Below are 21,011 nucleotides of genomic sequence, written 5' to 3'. Positions count from 1 at the left end.
CTCAGCCCGCGGGCTCGCAGTCAGGACACAGCGCCCACTCGGCGCTCGCCGCGGTCGACTGGAGCCGCAGGGTCATGACCCTCGTGGCCGCCTCCGCCAGGCGCGCTTCCGGCAGCGTTCCCGCGTCGACGGCCGCGCTGAGCCCTGCGGCGATCTGACCCGCGGTGTCGGCGGTGGATCCGGCGATCATCAAGACCAGGTCCGTCCCGGCGGACACGGCGGTGACGGCGTTCGCCACCGGATCGGCGTACTCGGCGATCCCCGACGATTGCAGCATGCCCAGATCATCGGTGACGATGACGCCCTCGAAGCCGAGCTCCTCGCGTGCGATCTCGTGCCACCGCGCCGACAGCGAGGCGGGGGCCGGATCGACGGCCGTGTACGCGAGGTGCCCGAACATCAGCACGGATGCGCCGGCGTCCACCCCCGCGACGAAGGGGACCGCGTCGCTCGCCCGCCACTCCTCGAGAGTCTTCGCCGTCTCGGGGACGGCATGGTGTGAGTCGCCCGGCGCGGCACCGTGTCCGGGGAAGTGCTTCAGCGTCGACGCGATGAGCGACTCCTGCGCCGTGGTCGCTGCCGCGACACGATCAGCCGCTGACTGCGGGTCCGTGCCCAGCGCGCGTCCGAAGATGAACGACCCGGGGTCGGCGGTGACATCGGCGACCGTGCCGAAGTCGACCGAGATCCCGGCGTCGGCGACGAGTGCGGCGCGCGCGGAGAATGCCGCCGACGTCTCGGCGACGGGAGACGTCTTGAGCGTCGTCGAGGCCGGGTAGGTGTCACCGGGCAGACGGGAGACGATCCCGCCCTCCTGGTCGACGGCGACGAGAGGCGGCAGCTCGGGGTCGACGGTGAGCGCATCCGTGATGGTCGTGAGCGCTGTGCCGTCGTCGGGGATGTTCGCACCCATCAGGATGAAACCGCCAAGGCCCTGCGACATGTACTGCCGCAGAGCGGCCGTGTCCGTCGTCGGGATGTGTCCCATCACGATGCTCGCCGCCTGCTCGTCGGTCGACATCTGCTCGACGAGAGCGGCGGCTCGGTGCTGCGGCCCGTCGGACACCCCGGCCGTCAGCCCTTCGGCCGTCAGCCCTTCGGCCGTCAGCCCTTCGGCCGTCGACCCCTCGTTGTTCGGTGGAGTGCGCGTCGAGACGCCCTCGCCGACGACAGCCCCGTGGGCCGACGCCGACAGGCACAGTCCCATGATCACGGCCGTGGCGACGGCCACGGCCCGCCGTCGCGGCACCGCGCTCAGGCGTGGAGCGCGTCGGCGATCGGCAGCGCCGCGTCGGCCGGGCCGTTGCCGAAGCGGATCGTGCGGCCGATGGTAGACGGGTTGCCGACGACCTCGGCGATCACCGCCGCGACGTCTGCCCGCGACACCTCGCCGTGCCCCTCGGGATCGAGAACGATACGACCGGTCGGCGCATCGAAGGTGAGGGTGCCCGGTCCGAGGATCGTGCCCTCGAGGGCGGTGCCGCGCAGATGCTCGTCCGCCGCCCACTTCGCGTCGGCGTAGGCGAAGAACCCGTCGTCCTGGGGCACTCCGTGGTCGGCCTTCGAGCCGATCCACGACACCATGACGTAGCGCGCGACATCGGCCTCGCCTGCGGCGTCCATGGTGCGGATCGCCGCATCGCGGTCGACGGCGTACGTGCGCTCTGCGGATCCTCCGCCGGCGCCCGCTGACCAGACGACGGCGTCGTGCCCGCGGATGATGTCGGAGAGCGCCGCGGTGTCGAGGGTCTCGACATCGGCGACGAGCGCGCGAGCGCCGGTCTGCTCGACCTCCTCGACGTGATCGGGGTTGCGGATCACGGATGTGACCTCATCGCCGCGGGCGACGAGAAGAGGGGCGAGCAGGAGTGCGATGCGGCCGTGGCCGCCGAAAACGATGATTCGCGACATGCTTTCACCCTACGCGCCTCTGCCGACACCGGCTCGGGGGTGCGCTCAGCGAGGACCCTGCGAACTGTCGATGACGAAGGCCTGCGGGTGCCCCGGGAGGTAGCGGACCACGACCGGCTCGCCGGAGGGCAGGTAAGCATCGCGATCCGGGTACACGGCCGGCGTGAAGAAGTTGCTCTCGATCGTGTACTCCACGCCGCTCGGGGTCGTGAACGTCACCCAGTCGCCGTCGACGGTGCCGGTCGTCGGCTGACCGTGCTCGTGGATGTAGGCGCGCGTGATCGGCACCCCCGTGAGGCTGAGGATGCCGATCACGAGGTTCGCCAGCATGACGACGGCGAGCGCCCGGAACACGAGGCGCCGCACAGCGCCCACCGCCTTCCCACGCGTGGCGATGTGGCCGTGGAGCAGCCCTTCGCGCTCTCGGACGCGCCGCAGCGACGCTCCGGGCGCTGCACCGCCCGCGGACATGGCGAACAGTCCGAGGATCGAGAAGCCCGCGATGAACACCATCGCGTACCCGTGCGACGCGGGGAAGTCGATCAGCCAGATGAGGGTGTCGAGGATGTTCATCGTCCGGCCTCCTTCTCGATAGTCACGGCCACGGTCTTCGGATCCTCGCGCCGGTAGAAGGCCCAGATCGGTGAGCCGACCTGGAACCGCGAGATCGCCTCGGGGTACGCGAACACCGTGGTGTCGGCCTCCCACGTCGAAGCGCCTTCGGGGGCCATGAGCACCTTCAGCTCGAGCTCGCTCTGCCCCTCTCTGCGCCTCCCTGTCGGGCGCACCGCCAGCACGGACGCAGGCACCTGCGTTCCCGTCGTCCGCGCTCTCACCAGGCGAGGGTCGATGAGACCACGATCGATCCGCCACTGCAGCAGTGCATCATGGACCGCCTGATCCGTGACGTCGGCGAGCTCGATCGTGTCGTGGTCTGTGGGGCTGAACCTCACCGGGATCGGCTGCCCCACCTGGAGCCACGCGAGGTCGGTGGTGTCGGCCAGCATCCGCAGCTGTCCGACGAATTCCTCCCCCGCCGTCGGGGTGACCCGGATGAACAGGTCGTACTGCGGGAGGTCGTTGACGGTCAGGCCGGTTCGGGTGACCTCGACGATGCGGCCCACACCGATCTGCGACTCGCCTCGAACTCTGCGGCGGCGGCCCAGGCCCGACATCGTGCCGCCGAAGGTGAGGATCAGTCCCCAGGCGACCCCGATGATGATCGGCCCGCCCAGGGTGTCCTCTCCGGAGAACGGCAGGATCGAGTCCCGCTGATCTATGCCGAAGAGCCCTTCGCCGGTCCAGATGACGAGCCATGCCGACAGCAGCAGCCAGATGACCAGGACGACGATGCGGATCACGCCATCAGCGTAGCGATCATGCGTCGACGCAGTGCGGAGCGTGGCGGGCGGGATCCCGCCGGCTCACTCGGTGCGGACGGGCGCCGCAGCCAGCGCACGCTGCACGCCCGTCGCCGCCGAGCGCCCCGCGCGATTCGCCCCGATGGTGCTCGCCGAGGGGCCGTAGCCCACGAGCTGGATCCGAGGATCCCGCACCGCGGTGGTGCCCCGGCCATGTCGATCGAGCTGGATGCCGCCGGCGGCGCTGCGCAGATGCAGGGGCGCGAGATGAGAGATCGCCGGTCGGAACCCCGTCGCCCACAGGATCGCGTCCACCGGCTCGAAGGATCCGTCCGCCCACCGCACTCCATCGGGCTCGACGCTCTGGAACATCGGCCGACGCGCGGCGTAGGCGCCGAGGCGCTCCGCCTCGCGCTCCTGCGGGCGCAGCATCAGACCCGTCACGCTGACCACGCTCTGCGGGGGAAGGCCCTGCGCCACCCGCTGCTCGACGAGTGCGACCGCGGCCGCCCCGGCTTCAGGGGTGAAGTCGTCATCGCGCCACACGGGCTCGCGACGGGTCGCCCAGAGCGTGTCTGTGAGCGGGGCAAGCGCCCCGAGGAACTGCACAGCCGACGCGCCGCCGCCGACCACCAGCACCCGTTTGCCGATGAAGTGCTGCGGGCCCGGATAGTCGACCGTGTGCAGCTGCTCCCCGAGGAACGTCTCCATGCCGGGATAGTGCGGGATGAACGGATGCGTCCAGGTGCCCGTCGCGTTCACCAGGGTGCGTGTGCGCCACTCGCGCTCCCCCGCACGCACCAGGAAGATGCCGCCGTCGTCCTCGACACGATCCACCCGCACCGGGCGCACGACCGGAAGTCGATGCGCGCGCTCGTACGCGGCGAAGTATGCCGGAACCGCCATGTTCGCGCGCTGGCCGTCACGCGGAGGGGGTGTGTCGCCCGGGAGCTCGGCCACGCCGTGCACGTCCCGCATCGTCAGCGCATCCCACCGGTGCCGCCACGCTCCTCCCGGTTCATCGTCGGAGTCGAGCAGCACATGCGAGACCCCCAGACGGGTCAGATGGAACGATGACGAGAGACCGGCTTGGCCTGCGCCGATCACGAGACTGTCCAGGATGCTCACGACGATGACAACGCACGCGGGACCCGGAGTGTTCCGCGCGACGACGCGCCCGGGGGCCGCCGCCCGATTGGTGCTGTGCGCGATCCGTGTAGTACTCTGTTCAAGTTGCTTCGAGCAGTTCGGAAGCAGTTCTGGGCCTGTGGCGCAGCTGGTAGCGCACCTGCATGGCATGCAGGGGGTCGGGGGTTCGAGTCCCCCCAGGTCCACAACGAAACCCGCGAGAGATCGCGGGTTTTTTGTGTCTTTGAACAGTTTTGAGTCCTCGAATCTATTCGCAGCACGGCCGTCGCGAAAGTCTTGAGACGTGGCCATCCACGATTGACCATTGCCCGTCACCACCGGTCATAAGCGCTTACAGCCAGGAAGCCAGGTAGCGCCGCTCTGCAGCGGTGAAGCCGGGTCGAGCTGCTTCCGTGCTTGCTTGCGGGTGCCTCAACAGCGTTAGGAACTACCCGAGTGCGGGGCTGAGGGGTGTCGGTGCCGGAGCAGAGACTAGCTCCATGACCACAGCGACGCTAGACGCCACCCAAATTCGGTTCCTAACCCGGCTTCAACACAAACTGCGCCGCCAGAACCGAGAGCTTCGGGAGGGGCATGTTCGTCTCGCTCTCTCCGCTCAGGAGTCCTCATCGCTGACCCATGCAGTGACGGCGCCTGTCTTCGGGTTCCCCGTCGTCGTGGCGCTCGCAGCGCTGGCATTCCCCGTCACTGCCCCGGTGACGCCGAACCAGCTTGTCATCGCCACTGTCGTCCTCGCTATTGGAGTTGCGTTCTACGGTGTGATTTGGGGTCTGGGCCCGCATCTCCAGCGCACCCAGGCCGTTGCGGAGATTACCCGGGCGGAACTCGACGACCAACGCGTGATTGCCGGACTGCGCGGTCGAGCCCGTCGCGATGCCGAAGCGTCCCTCGCGTCGTTCAGCGCGCCTTGGACGCCTGCACGCGTGGGGAGGACGAACTGATGCGCCTTCACGCGCCCACGAAGCTGATGACCAGGGCGGCCACGGAGATGATGAAGGCGCAGGCCGGCAACACGTTTTCCATGCATTCCGTGCTCTTCGAGAACCGCAAGCAACACTTGGCCTTTCGAGCGGGAGATTCTCAAGGACATTAGGCATTCGATTTGAGTTCGAGCGCTGACGATACTCGAGAGTGTCTCCCACGCAGGAGAACTCGGTCGCCGAGACCTCACGAGAGGGACGAAGATGCGCACCGCTCCGCCATTTCAGGAAGTCCAACGCCTCCACACCGGCGCCCGCGCCCCTGGTGAGTTCTCCGTCGAGCGAGTTTGCGAGATCCATGCAACGCGCGAGCGTGGAGAGGGACGCCTACTGATCGACGGCTACGACTCGGCGCGGAAGGCTCTTCGAGTACAGACGAGCCCTAACTACGAACCACGCACCTGATCCCAGGAAGGGCACTGCGAAGATCGCGAGGATCCACAGGATTACCTGGATCGTCGAGAGACCCTTAGTGAGAACGAGCGACACGAAGGCGAAAATGCCCAGCGCGAACCCGACTGCCAGGGCGGACATTAGGACTCCGTCAATGAACGTCGGAACAAGCGGATTCATAGATTCTCCTTCAGTCCGAACCGAGTAGGCCCGCTCGATGCCCAAGTGGGCCTACTCGGCATGCATCTACCTATTATCGCCATCCACCTGAGACGTAACTACCCGTGCCGCTGCCGGTGACGTACTGAATTCCGGACGAGGTGCTCCAGCTCCAGGTGCCCCAGGGTGTGGGTGCACCGCGCTTGACCACGACCTTGCACTCTCCTACCGCGTTGCTGCCAGAAATGTACGAGCCGGCCTTCGACGACGTGATCGAAGCCGTCGGATCGGCGTTTTGCTCGACCGTGCAGGTGTAGGACGCCACGCTAGTTGCCCGGCCGCCGCTCACATAGTAGTTCAGGGAGACCTTGGTCTCAGTGATCTTGATACCGGCGAATGAGAACCACTGCTTTCCCCAGACATTCTTAATCGTAGCCGCCGCCAGTGCAGCCCCCTTCGTGACGGGGGCAGCCGCCGATTGCGAGAAGGCGAAGTCTCCGTCACGCTGTGTCTTCGTCGTGCCTGACGTCGACCCCAGGCCGAAGTTCGGGGTGACTTCCCCGACGAAGTAGCCGGCGAGTTCCGCCCTCTGCTCGGCGTTCAGCGCGTCGAACTTTGCGACCCCCGCCGAGTCTCCACGCTCAACCAAATTGGTACGGAACTCCGCGAGAGCCGTTGCCTCCGGTGCCGATACTTCTGTCGCGACAGCGGGAGCTGCCGAGAACGCCATCATGCCCACAACAATTGCGGCTGCAAGCGATGACATGCGAGTTTTAATACCCATAGGATTTCTCTCCGGTTCGTCTTGTAGGCCCCGTGCGGGACGAACTGTTCGAACGTATTGAAGAAGTAGTCAACTCCCACACAACTTCCGACCACACTCGATATCGACTTTCGGCCACATCTCGAGCGGGCGTCCGAGAGCAGTGGCCTAATTCAGGCTTTCACTGCGTCAAGCACGGTCGAAGCTCGCTCTGTTCCCAGGGCACGACTATGGTTCCGGATCGGCAGAGAACGGCTACGACGGCGATAGAACACCGCGTCGACGCAGACCAGGCCGTCCCGAGACATCAGCACCACTCACCTCGAGTCGAGCAAGCGGACCACGTGATCGACGCGGCGTCAGCCAGATGGCCCAGCGCGCCGGCTTGGCTTGCTCGGCTCTTGTGTTTCTCTGCGCTCTGGGGAGTGGATGACGCGGATGCTGCACCACTCACGCTCCCGACATGCCTCGTCTCCTGACCTAAGGTGAGGAGATGAACTCGGGTGAGGCGCGGACGATCGACACTCGTTCCCGTCGCCTGCGCCTTCTGGTGGATGTTCTCTTGGTTGTCGTTGCGGGGCTCGTCGTGTTTACGCAGGCCGGCGGGACGTGGTGGGGCGGTCTGGCTGGCGACGCGCTGTACGCCGCGCTGATCTACCTCATCGTCGCGATCGCGTTTCCACGAACGAAGATCGCGGTCATCGCCTCCGTCGCGTTCGCCATCTGCGCGGCCATCGAACTGTTCCAGCTGACGGGAATGCCAACGACCTGGGCGGATACCTTCTGGCCCATTCGGCTGGTTCTCGGAGTGGGGTTCGACCCGCTCGACCTGGTCGCATACGCAGTGGGTGCGGCCGCTGCGGCCGGCTACGACACGGTGCTCTGGCGCGCTGGACACCGAGCGCGTGCCCGCCACACAGCGAACCCCTCTTGAGGTGGACAGCGCTCCGTGTCACCACGTCTCCATCTCCAGCGCCAGGGACTTGCTATCTGCGGTCGTCCTGGATAGAAAGGCGAGGCCGTCCTTGATCTCCTCGACGGCTCTTCGACAACTGGAGGCTACGGGTGCTGGGACTCTTTCGACGCGCTGAGACGATGATCGACAGCGCGGTGCCCCGCCCTGAGCCCGGGCTCTGGTCACGCGGTCTCGGACTCGCTGCGACCAGGAGCCTGCAGACGCTCGCGGTGCTCGCGCTCGTCGCCGTGGGTGTGCTGGTCATCACGCAGCTGTCCCTCGTCTTCATCCCGGTGACCATCGCCCTGATCCTGGCGTGTGCGATCCATCCGCTCGTCGCCTTCATGCGCCGGCGCGGCGTCCCCTCGATCCTCGCGACCTGGATCGCGCTGATCGGCATCATCGTGGTGCTGGGCGGCGTCGTCTGGGTGATCGTTCTCACCGTGCGCTCCCAGTGGGACGACCTGGTCGATTCCGCCAGCGACGGCATCGCCCAGGTGACGTCATGGCTGAACACCCTCCCCTTCGATTTCGCGTCGATCGACCTCGACGATGTCTGGGCCGGTGCCGGTGAGTTCCTCACCAGTGCCTCCTTCGGACGCGGGGCGCTCGCCGGCGTCTCCGCGACCGCGAGCTTCTTCACCGGGCTCGCCCTGATGATCGTCGTGCTGTTCTTCTTCCTCAAAGACGGCCCGCGCATCTGGGAGTTCCTGCTGCGCCCGTTCACCGGTGCCAGCTACGAGCGTGCCCGTCGCATCGGCGACAAGACCGTCGACGTGTTCGGCGGCTACATCCGCGGGACCTCGATCGTCGCCGCGGCGGACGCCCTCGGCATCGGAATCGGGCTCGCGATCCTGCAGATCCCGCTGGCGCTCCCGCTCGCCGTGATCGTGTTCCTCACGGCGTTCATCCCGCTCGTGGGTGCGACGGCCGCCGGCATCCTCGCGGCCCTGGTCGCCCTCGTCACGCACGGTCCGCTGGCTGCGCTCATCGTCATCGGCATCGTGGTGCTGGTCAACCAGCTCGAGGGCAACTTCCTGCAGCCGGTCGTGATGGCGCGGTCGCTCAAGCTGCACGCCCTCGTCATCCTGCTTGCCCTGACCACCGGCACGATCCTCGGAGGGATCGTCGGCGCCGTCCTGTCGGTGCCGATCGCCGCGGTCGCGTGGGGCATCATCACGGTGTGGGACGGCGAGAACACGCCCGCCAAGCCGTTCCGCAAGAAGCGGCCCGAACAGGTCTGACCCCGCGTCGCGTCGGGCCCCCACCGGCCGTGACGCGGACTGCTCGGAGACCCTTCTGACTCATGCCAGACTTGACGGGTGACCGAGTCCAGGAAGCCCGCCGTCGTCCGCGGCTTCGCTGCGTCGTCGCTGGCGATCTTCATCGCTCTCGCCGGTCACCTCACCGGCGGCGGCGCGATGCCCGGACCTCTGGGAATCGTCGTGCCCTGGCTGCTCTCCGTGATGATCTGCGTCCTGCTCGCGGGACGCCGCCTCTCGCTGACTCGCATGAGCCTGTCGGTCGCCCTGAGCCAGTTCCTCTTCCACGTGCTGTTCGTGCTCGGCACCGTCGCGCCGTCGGGTGTCTCAGCGCCCCACGTGCACGGCGGGCCGATCGTGATCCCCACAGGTCCCGGCATCTCTGAGGCCGTCGTCGCCGATGGCAGCATGTGGATCGGCCACGGCATCGCCGCCCTGGTGACCGTTCTCGCCCTGCACCGGGGCGAACGCCTGATCCTCGCCCTGCACGCGCTGTCCGGGCAGGCCGTGCGATGGATGCGGCGTCGGCTCGACGCCGCGCTCGTCCGCCCCGCGCTTCCCGCTCTCGTCCGGACTCGCGGAGAGTTCCTTCTCCAGCGCGCATCCGCCCCCGTCCACCTCACGACCCTTCGAGGCCGCGCCCCTCCGGCGGTCCCTGCGATCTGATCCGCGCGCGCGGCCCCAAGGGCCCCGACGCGCGTCCTCGCCGTGCGCCCCTGCGCTCACGGCGCTGCACGCAGGAACGACGTCGATGATCGACGTCCGTCGAAAGGTCTCCCTCTCCCATGTCCCCTCTCCGCAGATCTGCGGTGGGGCTGGCGCTGGCCGCCGTCGCGGTGCTCGCGTCGGCCGTCCCCGCGTCCGCCCACGACCAACTCGTCTCGAGCACCCCCGGCGACGGGGAACAGCTCGCGTCCGCACCCTCGACCGTCTCCATGACCTTCTCGGGCGAACTGCTCGTGCTGGATTCCGAACTGACCGGCGCCGTCGTGCTCGTCGTTGACGAGTCCGGCACGGACTGGGTGACCGGCCCGGTGACCGTCGCCGGGAACACGGTGACCGCGCCGGTGGACCCTGAGATGCCGGTGGCCGGCTATCAGGTGCGGTGGCAGGTCGTATCGGAGGACGGACACCCGATCTCGGGCGTCATCCCCTTCACGATCGGCGACGCCGAGCCGATGCCGATCGGCGCGACGCCGGCCGGCGACGGGCCTGCCGACGGAGCAGCCACGACCGGCTCGACCCCTGCCGCAGATCAGATCGCCGACGAGACGGGCGGTGCCACCAGGGTGCTGCTCGTCGGAGCAGGCGGGGCGGCCGTGGCCGCGCTCGCCTTCGTCCTGTATCGAATCCTTCGTCGTCCTCGCACGACAGATGAGCTGTGAAAGGCACCACCATGAACACCACCCCCCTTTCCCGAATGACCGCGATCCTCACGGTCTCGCTGCTCGCCCTCACCGGCTGCGCGGCCGGCAGCGCCCCCGCCGAGACGAAGAGCGCCCCTGCGGGCGACGTCGTCACGATCGACGACGCCTGGGTCAAGGCAGCCGACGACGGCATGTCGGCCGCGTTCGGCGTGCTCTCCAACAGCGGCGACGAGGATGTGACCGTGGTCTCGGTCTCGTCCCCCTCCTCCGACATGCTCGAACTCCACGAGACCGTCGAGAACGAATCCGGCGAGATGGTCATGCGCGAGATCGAGGGCGGATTCGTCATCCCCGCCGGCTCGGAGCTCACGCTGGAGCCGGGCGGGAACCACATCATGCTGATGGATCTCACCGCGCCGCTGCTCGCCGGTGACGAGGCGACGTTCACCCTCACATTCTCCGACGACTCGACCTACGAGTTCACCGCTCCGGTGAAGGACTACTCGGGCGCGAACGAGAACTACGAAGACGGCTCCGAGCACGAAGAGGGCATGGATCACTGATGGCGGCGCCCACTGAGGGCGCCCGCTCCCGTCGCTCCGGGTCGACCCGGCGGCAGTTCCTCCTCGGAGGAGCTGTCGCCGGTGTCGGCGCGGTCGCGGCGGTGGGAGCGGACATCGCCCTGAATCGACCCTCGACGGACAGCACGGCCGTCTCGACCCCGATGAACGGAACGGAGACCGTGCCGTTCTTCGGCGCACATCAGGCCGGGGTGGACACCGCCGCCCAGGCGCACGGAGTCTTCGTGGCCCTCGATCTGCACGACGACACCGACAGGACCGCGCTGACCCGCCTGATGCGCATCCTCACGGACGACGCCGCGCGACTCACCCAGGGACGGCCCGCGCTCGCGGACTCCGAACCCGAGCTCGCGCTGTCTCCGGCACGCCTCACCGTCACGTTCGGCTTCGGTCCCGGATTCGTCGCGCGGGCGGGCGGCACCCCGCCCGCCTGGCTCGCTCCCCTCCCCGCCTTCCGCGTGGATCGGCTGCAGCCCGAGTTCTCTGACGGAGACCTGCTGCTGCAGATCGCCGGAGACGATCCGCTGACCGTCGCCCACGCCCTGCGGATGCTGTTGAAGGATGCCCGCGGGTTCGCCGGCGTCCGCTGGACCCAACAGGGTTTTCGCCGCGCCTACGGCACCGAGCGTCCGGGCACGACCATGCGCAACCTGTTCGGCCAGGTCGACGGCACCGCCAACCCGGAGCCAGGGACGGCCGACTTCGACCGGATCGTGTGGACCGAGGAGGGCTGGCTCTCCGGAGGGACGGGCATGGTCATCCGCCGCATCCGCATGGACCTCGACAAGTGGGACCGCCTCGATCGCAGCGGCCGCGATGCCTCGGTCGGCCGGACTCTCGCGAACGGCGCGCCCCTCACCGGCACGAAGGAGTTCGACGAGCCGGACTTCGAGGCGAAGACCGCGATCGGCTTCCCCGTCATCCCGGCGTTCGCGCACATCCGTCGCGCTCGCGGCGACGGGGCGGAGCGGATCTTCCGACGCGGCTACAACTACGACGAGCGTCCGAGCGGCGCCGAGGTCTCGGAGTCGGGCCTGCTCTTCGTGTCCTTCCAGGCCGACATCGAACGCCAGTTCACGCCGATGCAGAAACGCCTCGACGAGCTGGACCTGCTCAACGAGTGGACCGTGCCGATCGGCTCGGCCGTGTTCGCCGTGCCACCGGGATGCGCCGAGGGCGGGTTCATCGGTGAGACCCTTCTCACCGGAGGGGTGGGCGCATGAGCGTCCGTGAACGCGCCGTCGTCTCACCTCCGGCTCCCGCCGGGCCGCCTCGGCGACGCGGCGGCTCCCGTCTCGGCGCACTGCTGCTGCGCCTGCACTTCTACGCCGGGATCCTGGTGGGCCCGTTCATCCTCGTCGCGGCACTCAGCGGCGCGCTCTACGCCCTGACCCCGCAACTCGAGCAGGCCGTGTACGCCCACGAGCTGCATGCGCCGGCACCGGACTCCACGGTGCCGCTCGCCGCGCAGATCGAGGCCGCGAACACGCACGTGGGCGAGGGGACGGCGTTGTTCGCCGTGCGCCCGGCACCGGAACCCGGAGACACGACGCGCATCATGTACGCCGTGGACGGCCTCGGCCCGAGCGAGTCACTGGCCGTGTTCGTCGACCCCGGCACAGCGGAGATCCGTGGGGAGCTGGTGGTCTACGGCACCAGCGGCGCCACTCCCCTGCGCACCTGGGTCAGCAACCTGCACCGCACGCTGAACCTCGGCGACCCCGGCCGGTTGTACAGCGAGCTCGCGGCCTCCTGGCTCGGGATCGTCGCCATCGCCGGCATCGCGCTCTGGGTCATCCGGCTGCGCAAGGCCAGGGTCAAGCGCGATCTGCTCCGCCCCGACCCCGCCCACCGGGGGTATCGCAGGCTGTTCGGCTGGCACGCCTCGCTCGGCGTGTGGGTGCTTCTGGGAGCACTGTTCCTGTCAGCCACGGGAATCACCTGGTCGCAGTACGCCGGGGCGAACGTCGACAGTCTGCGGGCAACCCTCGACTGGGGAACCCCCACGGTCAGCACCAGCCTCGACGGCACGACGGCCGGGTCCGACGGACATGCGCATCATCACGGCGCGGAGAGCGCCCCCAGCGGATCGGCGAACCCGGCGACGTTCGACGCCGTCCTCGCGATCGCGCAACGGCAGAACGTCAACACCGGACAGGTGGAGATCAAGCCGCCCGCCGAGCCCGGGGCGGCCTGGACGGTCCGCGAGATCAAGACCGGATTCCCCACCGAATCCGACTCGCTCGCGATCGACGGAACCACCATGCAGGTCGTCGACCGCGTCGACTTCGCCGACATCCCGCTCGCAGCCAAGCTCGCGAGCTGGGGCATCAACATCCACATGGGGGTGATGTTCGGACTCGCCAATCAGATCGTGCTGTTCGTCGTCGCCCTCGCCATCGCCATCATGGTCGTGCTCGGCTACCTGATGTGGTGGCGACGGCGTCCGCGTCGCGACCCGTCGCGGATCGTCGGAAGCCCTCCCGGGAGGGCGCTCCGAGGGGCGCCGTGGTGGGAGATCGGGATCGTCGCGGTCGCAGCGGTCCTCGTCGGTCTCTGGCTGCCGTTGGTCGGCTGGACGCTGCTGGGGTTCCTCGTCCTCGACACCCTGATCCCCTGGGTTCGCCGCGCGGCACACGCCCGTCGGCCACGGGGACAACAGGAGGTGTGACGCCGGCTACCCTCCGCCGACGATGCCGTCAACCCGCTGCCGCGCGACCGGTGAGCATTCTATGGTCGCCATCACACACACGAGAGGAGTCACCATGTCCACACCGATCCCCCCGCTGGTCCCGCGACCCGACGACGACGGCGACATCGACGCAGTGCCGCACCGCGAGGTCGATGGCGAAAAGGTCCTCGACACCGATGTCGACGCGGATCAGGTCGACGGCGCCACCGCTGACAGACTCGCAGCGGAGCAGCCGGCGGATGCCGACACGGACGCCGACTGAACCGCTTCGCGACCGAACCGACTCATGACTGTGGGGCAGGGCCACCGAGGTGGCCCTGCCCCACAGTCTGTGCTCTGTGCGTCTTTCAGGTGGCGTAGAGCGGTGGCAGGTGCGGGATGGCTATCGGCCTCGTCGCCCTGCTCGGATCCTGGATCCGCGCGACCTCGTCGAGCACCTCCTGCGCATTCGCGTACCGTGCCGACAGCGGCAGGTCGCGAAGCCAGACGACCTCGACCTCGGTGTCGGCATACTCGTAGATGCATCCGACCACGTTGCGCGGGTCGTCGGGCGAATAGCGACGATCGTTGATCACCCACTCCGACGGAGTGACACGGTGAAGAACGTATCTCGGCTCTGGATCTCCTGTCATGCGGTTTCCCTCCAACACTCGTCCCCAGCTTTCATCATCCGCCGAGGATGTGCGGGTGCACAGCCCCTTGACAGAGGTTCGCGGGGGTCGAGCGCGGAGTTCAGCCCGCAGGGCGGATCGTCAGATCCGTCAGCGCGGCGTCGTCCGGGAGGTCGAGTGCCGTCAGGATCATGGACGCGACGGAGTCGGCGGTGATGAATCGCTCGGCATCGTATTCACGCCCCTCCTGCTGATGCACGCGCTCCTGCATCGGAGTCGCGGTGCGGCCCGGATAGATCGACGTCACTCGCACCCCGTGCTCCGACTCCTCGGCGCGCAGGGAGTCGGCCAGCGCCTTGAGACCATGCTTGGAGGCGGCGTACGCCGACCACCCCGCGTGGGCGTGCAGACCGGCACCGGAGTTCACGAACACGACCCTGGCACGGGAGACGCGCAGCACCGGCAACAGGAGACGCGTCAGTTCCGCGGGCCCCACGAGATTGACAGCGAGCTGCTGCTCCCAGAGGTTCGCGGGCAGGTCGGCCACCGGACCGAGGTCGACGACACCCGCGACATGGATCAGCGAGTCGATGCGCTCGGGAAGGGGCTGCTTCGAGAGCGCCCACGACAACCGTCCCGGCTGCGCGAGGTCGCCGACGAGGGCGGTGGCGCCCGGGAGTCCGGCGGTGATCTCCCTCGCTCGACCCGCATCGCGGGCGAGGACCGTCACCTGATCGCCGCGCTCGAGAAGGCGGCGCGCGACGACGGCGCCGATCCCCGACCCGGCACCGGTGATCAGGTGTGCACGCATGTCAGTCGCGGTCTGCGACCGAGGCGGACTCGGAGAGCTCGAACGGGACCACGGGGCAGTCCTTCCACAGGCGCTCCAGGCCGTAGTACACGCGCTCCTCCTGATGGAAGACGTGGACGATCAGGTCGCCGAAATCGAGCAGGACCCAGCGGGCCTCCGCACGACCTTCGCGGCGGACCCGCTTGTGACCGGACTCGATGAGCCGGTCCTCGATCTCATCGGCGATCGCGGCGACGTTGCGCTCGCTGTTTCCGGTGACCAGCAGGAAGATGTCGACGAGCGGGAGAGGCTCCGACACGTTGAGCGCGACGAGATCCTCACCGCCCTTCGAGACGGCGGCGTCTGCCGCGAGCTGGAGCATCTCTTCGGCGGTTTCAGGTGACTGCATCAGAACACATTCGTGGTGAAGGCGATGATCAGGGAGACGCCCAGCGCGAGCGCGAGACCACCCGCCACGATCGCGAGGATGAGCATGAGTTTGTTGCCCTTTTCGGGGGCTGGCGGGCGGATGACCTCGCCGGCGGGCTTGATGGTGCTGACCGCCGCGCTGGCGGCGATCGGCGTGGGCGAGGATGCCGGGGGCAGCTCGCCGTCGATGAGCACGGCGTCGATGTCCTTGCCATCGGTCGTGCCGTGCGCGTGTCCCTGCGAGCCGAGGCCGCGGGGCAGCTCGTAGGAGCCCGTGATCAGGATCTCTCCCGTGGACGCGACCGGCCCGGAGAGATCACCGTCGCCCGCAGACGGGGTGAAGATCAGGGTGTTGGGAGCGAGGTGCTGAGATCCCGTCGAGTCGCCGACCGTGAGCAGCTCGTCGAACGACGGAGCGAACGGCGCGCGGGCCTCGTTCGGATCGGAGAGCAGATCCTGTCCGAACGCCGGGTTGACCGTCGGGTTCTCCTCCACAGAGATGTCTGCGGCATCCGCATCGTCGACGTCGGCGAGGACGTCCTCCGACTCGGACGCCTCGGCGTCGTCATCCTCGGCGAGGCCGAGCTCGGCGACGGAGGCAGCGGGTTCCTCGTCGGAGGCCTGTGTGGCGGAATCCTGTGCGGCGGAATCGTCTGCGCCGATGACCTCTTCGTCGCGCACGTCCTCATCGACGGCGTGTTCCTGCGCGCCGGAGGACGAGGCGGTCGCGGCGCTGACGGGAGCGGGAAGCTGTGCGGCATCCGCGTCGTCCGCACCGTCGGTGTCGGCGGGAGTCGCGGTGCCTGCTCGCTGCCTCTCGAGCTCTCGGACCTGTCGGCGGGTCAACCCCCCGGTACTCGCAGCGGCGCCACTGGCGGGTGCGGCGGGGGCGGCCGGGGTCGTCGCGTCGTGGGACGCGGCATTCGAGGTCGCAGCGCTGTCGGCGCGCTCCTCGGCGTTCGTGTCGTCGCGTCCGGGCGCTGCGGACTGCGCGTCGGGCACGACTGCGGCGGCCGCCGCAGCCTCCTCCGCGGTGATGACCGGCGTGGAACCCGTCAACCGGATCTCACGCAGCTGCTTTCGCGTCAGCGGACCCTGCTCCTGCCGATCCGATGTACTCATGCCTTGCTCCGATACAGATGATGCTTCGCGATGTATTGAACGACTCCGTCGGGAACGAGATACCAGACCGGCTCGTCGTCTCGGACCCGCGCGCGGCAGGCCGTCGACGAGATGGACAGCGCCGGCACCTCCAGTTGGCTGACGTTGTCGCTGGGGAGGCCGTCTGTGCTCAAGACGTGTCCTGGGCGTGAGACCGCGACGAAGTGGGCCAACTCCCACAGTTCATCATGGTCCCTCCAACTGAGAATCTGCGCCACGGCGTCTGCACCCGTGATGAAGAAGAGCTCAGCGTCGGGACGCCGCTCCTTGAGATCACGCAGGGTGTCGATCGTGTACGTCGGTCCTTCGCGATCGATGTCGACCCGACTCACGGTGAACTGCGGATTGGATGCCGTCGCGATGACCGTCATCAGATAACGGTGCTCGCTCGGCGTGACCTCGGCCTTCTGCCACGGGCGTCCCGTGGGTACGAAGACGACCTCGTCGAGATCGAAGGAGTGCGCGACCTCGCTGGCGGCGACCAGGTGCCCGTGATGGATGGGGTCGAAGGTGCCGCCCATCACACCGATGCGCGCCGGACGCGAGGTCGTATCGTTCATAGGCGCCTAGTGGCCGTGCCCTGCCTCGTGGCCGTCCTTGCCGTGGCGCGCAGCCCAGGCGTCCGCCTTCGCGGAGTGGCGGTTGGCGACGTTCTTGTACGACAGGGTGACGAAGCCGAGGAACGCGAAGACGATGATCGCGACGACGCCGAAGATCAGGGTCTCGAGCTGGACGTTGCCGTGGTGCTCGGTCTCGGCGGCGGCCATCGCGATCTGTGCGACGAGGTTCATCGTGACTCCGTTTCGTGGCTGGGGGGCATGGCCCACCAGGAGCCACAGCGCCCCCTAGTCTAGCCCTCAGCCGCGGGTCTGCCCCGACCCACGCGCCAGCCATTTCGTGCTCGTCAGCTCGGAGAGTCCCATCGGCCCCCTGGCGTGCAGCTTCTGGGTCGAGATGCCGACCTCCGCGCCGAAGCCGAACTCGCCTCCATCGGTGAATCGGGTGGAGGTGTTGACCATCACCACGGCCGAGTCGACCTCCGCGAGGAACCTCTCGGCATTGCGCGTGTCCGTGGTTATGATCGACTCCGTGTGGCCCGTGCTGTAGCGACGGATGTGGTCGAGGGCATCATCGAGGCTGTCGACGACCTTCATGGCGATGTCGAGGCTGAGATACTCGGTCGCCCAGTCCTCGTCGGTCGCGGGGATCACATTCGAGACGAGCCCGGCCACCATGTCGTCACCGTGGATCGCGACCCCCTCGCTCTGCAGCGCGCTCGCGACGAGGGGCACCAGCCGCGGCGCGGCCTGCCTCAGCACCAGCACGGTCTCGACCGCGTTGCACACGCTGGGCCGCTGCACCTTCGCGTTCACGACGATGTCGCGCGACCAGTCTTCCGGGGCGGTCTCATCGAGCACGATGTGCACGTTGCCCGCACCTGTCTCGATGACGGGGACGGTCGACTCGGTGACCACGGTCTCGATGAGCCCTGCGCTCCCGCGAGGGACCAGAACATCGATGTAGCCGCGTCCGTTCATCAGCGCCTTCGCACCGTCACGGCCGAAGTCGTCGACCGTCTGCACGGCCTCGGGGGTCACCCCCGCGCTCTCCAGCGCCTTGCGCATGATCTGCACGAGCACGGTGTTGGAGTCGCGGGCGGCGCTGCCGCCGCGCAGCACGACGGCGTTCCCCGAGCGCAGCGCGAGGGCGGCGATGTCGACGGTCACGTTCGGCCGTGCCTCGTAGATCGCTCCGACCACCCCGAAGGGCACGCGCACCTGCTCGAGCATGACCCCGTTCGGCATCCGGTGTCCGCCGACCACGCGCCCGACCGGGTCGGGCAGCGCCGTGACCTCTCGCACCGCCGACGCGAGAGCGCGCACGCGCTTCTCGTCGAGTCTCAGTCGATCGATCAGCGAGTCGCCGATGCCGTCGGCCTGACCGCGCGCGACATCACGGTCGTTCGCCTCGATGATCGCCGCGGCGTTCTGCTCGAGGGCGACCGCGATGGCTTCGAGCGCGCGGGCCTTGTCGTCGCTCGTCAGTGCGGCGGTGGCGCGGGACGCCTCCTTGGCGCGCTCGAGGCGCACCTGCGGGGTCTGGTCGGTCATCCGCCCAGTCTAGGAGAGCGCAGGCTCGAACCAGGTCCCTATTTCGGCCCCCGCGAGAGCCCGGTCGACCAGGTCGGCACTGGTCACGAGGACGCCGATGCCGGAGGCTGCTGCAAGGCGCGCCGCCGAGACCTTCGTCGCCGCTCCCCCGGTGCCGACGCTGTTGACGACTGTCGAACCGAACTCCAGACCCGAGAGGTCGGCATCCGGGGCGACCACGTCGATCGGCACGGCCGAGGGGTCGGACGGCGGCTTCGTGTACAGGGACTCGATGTCGCTGAGCAGCACGAGCGCGTCAGCCTCGATGAGCTGCGCCACGAACGCCGCGAGACGGTCGTTGTCGCCGAAGCGGATCTCCTGGGTGGCCACCGTGTCGTTCTCATTCACGATCGGCAGGATGCGGAGTCCGAGCAGACGCTCCATGGCGCGGCGGGCATTGCTGCGCGACGTGGGGTTCTCGAGGTCACCCGTCGTCAGGAGCACCTGGCCGGCGACGATGTCGAAGGGCCGCAGCGACTCCTGGTACCGGTAGACCAGGATGTTCTGCCCGACGGCGGCCGCCGCCTGCTGCGTGGCGAGATCGGTCGGACGCGCGTCGAGGCGGAGGAACGGGATGCCGGTGGCGATGGCTCCTGAGGAGACGAGCACCACCTCGGCGCCGCGCGCATGCGCAGCCGCGAGGGCTTCGACGATGACCGGGATCCGCCAGGAGGACTCTCCGCTGATCGAGGAGGACCCCACCTTCACGACGATCCGTGACGCTGAGGCGAGATCCGCCCGTGAGCGAGCGGTCACTCCCCGTCCTCGCGGTAGGCCGCGAGCCGCTGCGCTTCGACCTCGGCACGAGCCTCGGCCTTGGCATCCATGCGCTCGTAGTAGGTCTCACGACGCTCTGACGTGGTGCGGCGGCTGTTGGGCGCGAGGCGGGGATCGGTTCCACGCGGTGCGCTCATGAGCTCGGCCGCCGAGGTCATCGTGGGCTCCCAGTCGAAGACGATGCTGTCGCCCTCGCCGATCACCACGGTCGACCCCTGCACCGCACCGAGTCGGAACAGCTCGTCTTCGACGCCCAGCTTCTCGAGTCGATCGGCCAGGTATCCCACGGCCTCCTCGTTCTGGAAGTCGGTCTGCTGCACCCACCGCACCGGCTTCTCGCCGAGGATGCGGTAGACGTTGCCGTACGTGCCGCCCTCGACACGGATCTCGAAGCCCTTCTTGGGGCCACGGGGGCGGAGGATCACGCGCTCGCGCGGCACCTCCGTGGCGGCGAGCTCGGCGCGGTACGCGTCGACGATCTCACCGAGCGCGAAGGTCAGCGGACGCAGACCCTCGTGCGAGACCGTGGAGATGTCGAATACGCGGAAACCCCGGGCCTCGAGGTCGGGCCGCACGAGTTCGGCGAGGTCGCGGGCCTCGGGAACGTCGATCTTATTGAGCGCGATGAGCTGCGGGCGCTCCAGCAGGGGGGTCTGACCCTCCGGCACCTCGTACGCCGCGAGCTCCGCGAGGATCACGTCGAGATCGGAGATCGGATCGCGTCCCGGTTCGAGCGTGGCGCAGTCGAGCACGTGCAGCAGAGCGGTGCAGCGCTCGACGTGGCGGAGGAACTCGAGGCCGAGGCCTCGCCCCTCGCTGGCGCCCTCGATGAGCCCGGGGACGTCGGCGACGGTGTAGCGCGAGTCGCCGGCCTGCACGACGCCGAGGTTCGGATGCAGCGTCGTGAAGGGGTAGTCGGCGATCTTCGGTCGTGCCGCGGAGATCGCACCGATCAGGCTGGACTTGCCCGCAGACGGATATCCCACGAGTGCCACGTCGGCCACCGTCTTGAGCTCGAGGACGACGTCGCCCTCGACGCCGGGAGTGCCCAGCAGAGCGAATCCGGGCGCTTTGCGCTTGGGGGTCGCGAGTGCGGCGTTGCCGAGACCGCCGTGACCGCCCTTGGCGACGACGAAGCGCTCACCGGGCACGATCATGTCGATGAGCACCTCACCGGCGGGGTTCTTCACCACGGTGCCGACGGGCACGGGGAGCTCGAGCGTCTCACCGAGGAATCCGGCGCGGTGGTCGCCCATGCCCGGGCCGCCGTTTCCGGAGCTCCGGTGCGGCGAGTGGTGGTACGAGAGCAGCGTGCCGGTCTGGGTGTCGGCCACGAGCACGATGTCACCGCCGTCACCGCCGTTGCCGCCGTCGGGGCCGCCGAGCGGCTTGAACTTCTCGCGGTGCACCGAGACACAGCCGTTGCCGCCCTTGCCCGCGCGCAGATGCAGCGTCACGGTGTCGACGAAACTGACCATGTCTCTCTCCTCAAAAAAAGATTCGGGGCGGGCCGAAGCCCG

General features: G+C 68.4%; 24 protein-coding genes and 1 tRNA gene. 10 read left to right on the top strand and 15 right to left on the bottom strand.

Annotated elements, in window-relative coordinates; translation table 11 throughout:
* Position 1: 1 nt before the first annotated feature.
* From FQ142_RS07230 to FQ142_RS07210, 5 genes are all read right to left on the bottom strand, one after another.
* A complete protein-coding gene (locus FQ142_RS07230; protein ID WP_262492087.1) occupies positions 2–1,249 on the bottom strand; it encodes a glycoside hydrolase family 3 N-terminal domain-containing protein in 1,248 nt (415 codons plus the stop codon).
* A gap of 5 nt (positions 1,250–1,254) precedes the next feature.
* Positions 1,255–1,911, bottom strand: a complete 657-nt coding sequence (locus FQ142_RS07225) for an SDR family oxidoreductase (RefSeq protein ID WP_149422810.1) — start codon at positions 1,909–1,911, stop codon at positions 1,255–1,257.
* A gap of 45 nt (positions 1,912–1,956) precedes the next feature.
* Positions 1,957–2,484 carry a hypothetical protein gene (locus FQ142_RS07220; protein ID WP_149422809.1) on the bottom strand — a complete coding sequence of 176 codons (528 nt, stop codon included), beginning with the start codon at positions 2,482–2,484 and terminating at the stop codon, positions 1,957–1,959.
* Positions 2,481–3,272: a hypothetical protein gene (locus FQ142_RS07215; protein WP_149422808.1), complete on the bottom strand. Its 792-nt coding sequence runs from the start codon at positions 3,270–3,272 to the stop codon at positions 2,481–2,483. Before FQ142_RS07215 ends, FQ142_RS07220 begins: the two co-directional genes overlap by 4 nt.
* A 63-nt stretch (positions 3,273–3,335) precedes the next feature.
* Positions 3,336–4,400: an NAD(P)-binding domain-containing protein gene (locus FQ142_RS07210; protein WP_149422807.1), complete on the bottom strand. Its 1,065-nt coding sequence runs from the start codon at positions 4,398–4,400 to the stop codon at positions 3,336–3,338.
* Between the two features lie 133 nt (positions 4,401–4,533).
* Between FQ142_RS07210 and FQ142_RS07205 the strand changes: the two genes are divergently transcribed.
* Positions 4,534–4,606 (top strand) — tRNA-Ala (locus FQ142_RS07205).
* Positions 4,607–4,900: 294 nt separating this feature from the next.
* On the top strand, positions 4,901–5,362 hold the full coding sequence (locus tag FQ142_RS07200; RefSeq protein WP_149422806.1) for a hypothetical protein: 462 nt from the start codon (positions 4,901–4,903) through the stop codon (positions 5,360–5,362).
* Positions 5,363–6,047: 685 nt separating this feature from the next.
* On the opposite strand, the gene FQ142_RS07190 is transcribed toward FQ142_RS07200, so the two are convergent.
* Positions 6,048–6,719: a hypothetical protein gene (locus FQ142_RS07190; RefSeq protein ID WP_149422804.1), complete on the bottom strand. Its 672-nt coding sequence runs from the start codon at positions 6,717–6,719 to the stop codon at positions 6,048–6,050.
* Between the two features lie 490 nt (positions 6,720–7,209).
* Between FQ142_RS07190 and FQ142_RS07185 the strand changes: the two genes are divergently transcribed.
* The 8 genes from FQ142_RS07185 to FQ142_RS07150 all read left to right on the top strand — a co-directional run bounded on the left by FQ142_RS07185 (position 7,210) and on the right by FQ142_RS07150 (position 13,835).
* Positions 7,210–7,650 carry a DUF2809 domain-containing protein gene (locus FQ142_RS07185; protein ID WP_149422803.1) on the top strand — a complete coding sequence of 147 codons (441 nt, stop codon included), beginning with the start codon at positions 7,210–7,212 and terminating at the stop codon, positions 7,648–7,650.
* Between the two features lie 161 nt (positions 7,651–7,811).
* Positions 7,812–8,915, top strand: coding sequence for an AI-2E family transporter (locus FQ142_RS07180; RefSeq protein WP_149422802.1), 1,104 nt, complete (start codon positions 7,812–7,814; stop codon positions 8,913–8,915).
* 78 nt (positions 8,916–8,993) lie between these two features.
* Positions 8,994–9,599, top strand: a complete 606-nt coding sequence (locus tag FQ142_RS07175; RefSeq protein WP_149422801.1) for a hypothetical protein — start codon at positions 8,994–8,996, stop codon at positions 9,597–9,599.
* Between the two features lie 119 nt (positions 9,600–9,718).
* A complete protein-coding gene (locus FQ142_RS07170) occupies positions 9,719–10,318 on the top strand; it encodes a copper resistance protein CopC (protein ID WP_149422800.1) in 600 nt (199 codons plus the stop codon).
* An 11-nt stretch (positions 10,319–10,329) separates the two neighbouring features.
* On the top strand, positions 10,330–10,863 hold the full coding sequence (locus FQ142_RS07165; protein ID WP_149422799.1) for a copper chaperone PCu(A)C: 534 nt from the start codon (positions 10,330–10,332) through the stop codon (positions 10,861–10,863).
* Positions 10,863–12,104, top strand: a complete 1,242-nt coding sequence (locus FQ142_RS07160; RefSeq protein ID WP_149422798.1) for a Dyp-type peroxidase — start codon at positions 10,863–10,865, stop codon at positions 12,102–12,104. Before FQ142_RS07165 ends, FQ142_RS07160 begins: the two co-directional genes overlap by 1 nt.
* Positions 12,101–13,552, top strand: coding sequence for a PepSY-associated TM helix domain-containing protein (locus tag FQ142_RS07155; protein WP_149422797.1), 1,452 nt, complete (start codon positions 12,101–12,103; stop codon positions 13,550–13,552). Before FQ142_RS07160 ends, FQ142_RS07155 begins: the two co-directional genes overlap by 4 nt.
* Positions 13,553–13,646: 94 nt before the next feature.
* Positions 13,647–13,835, top strand: a complete 189-nt coding sequence (locus FQ142_RS07150; RefSeq protein WP_149422796.1) for a hypothetical protein — start codon at positions 13,647–13,649, stop codon at positions 13,833–13,835.
* A gap of 85 nt (positions 13,836–13,920) precedes the next feature.
* Here the strand turns inward: FQ142_RS07150 and FQ142_RS07145 are convergent, their stop codons facing one another.
* From FQ142_RS07145 to obgE, 9 genes are all read right to left on the bottom strand, one after another.
* On the bottom strand, positions 13,921–14,205 hold the full coding sequence (locus tag FQ142_RS07145; RefSeq protein ID WP_149422795.1) for a hypothetical protein: 285 nt from the start codon (positions 14,203–14,205) through the stop codon (positions 13,921–13,923).
* A gap of 100 nt (positions 14,206–14,305) precedes the next feature.
* Complete coding sequence (locus FQ142_RS07140; protein WP_056418343.1) at positions 14,306–14,995, bottom strand: SDR family oxidoreductase; 690 nt, start codon at positions 14,993–14,995, stop codon at positions 14,306–14,308.
* Position 14,996: 1 nt separating this feature from the next.
* A complete protein-coding gene (gene rsfS / locus FQ142_RS07135; RefSeq protein ID WP_149422794.1) occupies positions 14,997–15,383 on the bottom strand; it encodes a ribosome silencing factor in 387 nt (128 codons plus the stop codon).
* The gene (locus FQ142_RS07130; RefSeq protein WP_149422793.1) at positions 15,383–16,525 is read right to left on the bottom strand and encodes a hypothetical protein; all 1,143 of its coding nucleotides are present in this window, start codon (positions 16,523–16,525) and stop codon (positions 15,383–15,385) included. Before FQ142_RS07130 ends, rsfS begins: the two co-directional genes overlap by 1 nt.
* Positions 16,522–17,124 carry a nicotinate-nucleotide adenylyltransferase gene (nadD, locus tag FQ142_RS07125; protein WP_045254643.1) on the bottom strand — a complete coding sequence of 201 codons (603 nt, stop codon included), beginning with the start codon at positions 17,122–17,124 and terminating at the stop codon, positions 16,522–16,524. Before nadD ends, FQ142_RS07130 begins: the two co-directional genes overlap by 4 nt.
* A 6-nt stretch (positions 17,125–17,130) precedes the next feature.
* Positions 17,131–17,355, bottom strand: coding sequence for a hypothetical protein (locus FQ142_RS07120; protein ID WP_056418351.1), 225 nt, complete (start codon positions 17,353–17,355; stop codon positions 17,131–17,133).
* 66 nt (positions 17,356–17,421) lie between these two features.
* Entirely contained in the window at positions 17,422–18,675 is a 1,254-nt protein-coding gene (locus tag FQ142_RS07115; RefSeq protein ID WP_149422792.1) for a glutamate-5-semialdehyde dehydrogenase, read from the bottom strand.
* 9 nt (positions 18,676–18,684) lie between these two features.
* Positions 18,685–19,470: a glutamate 5-kinase gene (proB, locus tag FQ142_RS07110; protein WP_149422791.1), complete on the bottom strand. Its 786-nt coding sequence runs from the start codon at positions 19,468–19,470 to the stop codon at positions 18,685–18,687.
* Complete coding sequence (obgE, locus tag FQ142_RS07105) at positions 19,467–20,969, bottom strand: GTPase ObgE (protein ID WP_045254647.1); 1,503 nt, start codon at positions 20,967–20,969, stop codon at positions 19,467–19,469. The genes proB and obgE overlap by 4 nt, the downstream gene beginning before the upstream one ends.
* Between the last annotated feature and the right edge of the window lie 42 nt (positions 20,970–21,011).

It is taken from the genome of Microbacterium sp. ANT_H45B (genome assembly GCF_008369345.1).
GTDB lineage: Bacteria > Actinomycetota > Actinomycetes > Actinomycetales > Microbacteriaceae > Microbacterium.
The sequence above is the reverse complement of the archived record's forward strand: the minus strand, read 5'-3'. Positions and strand labels throughout refer to the sequence as shown.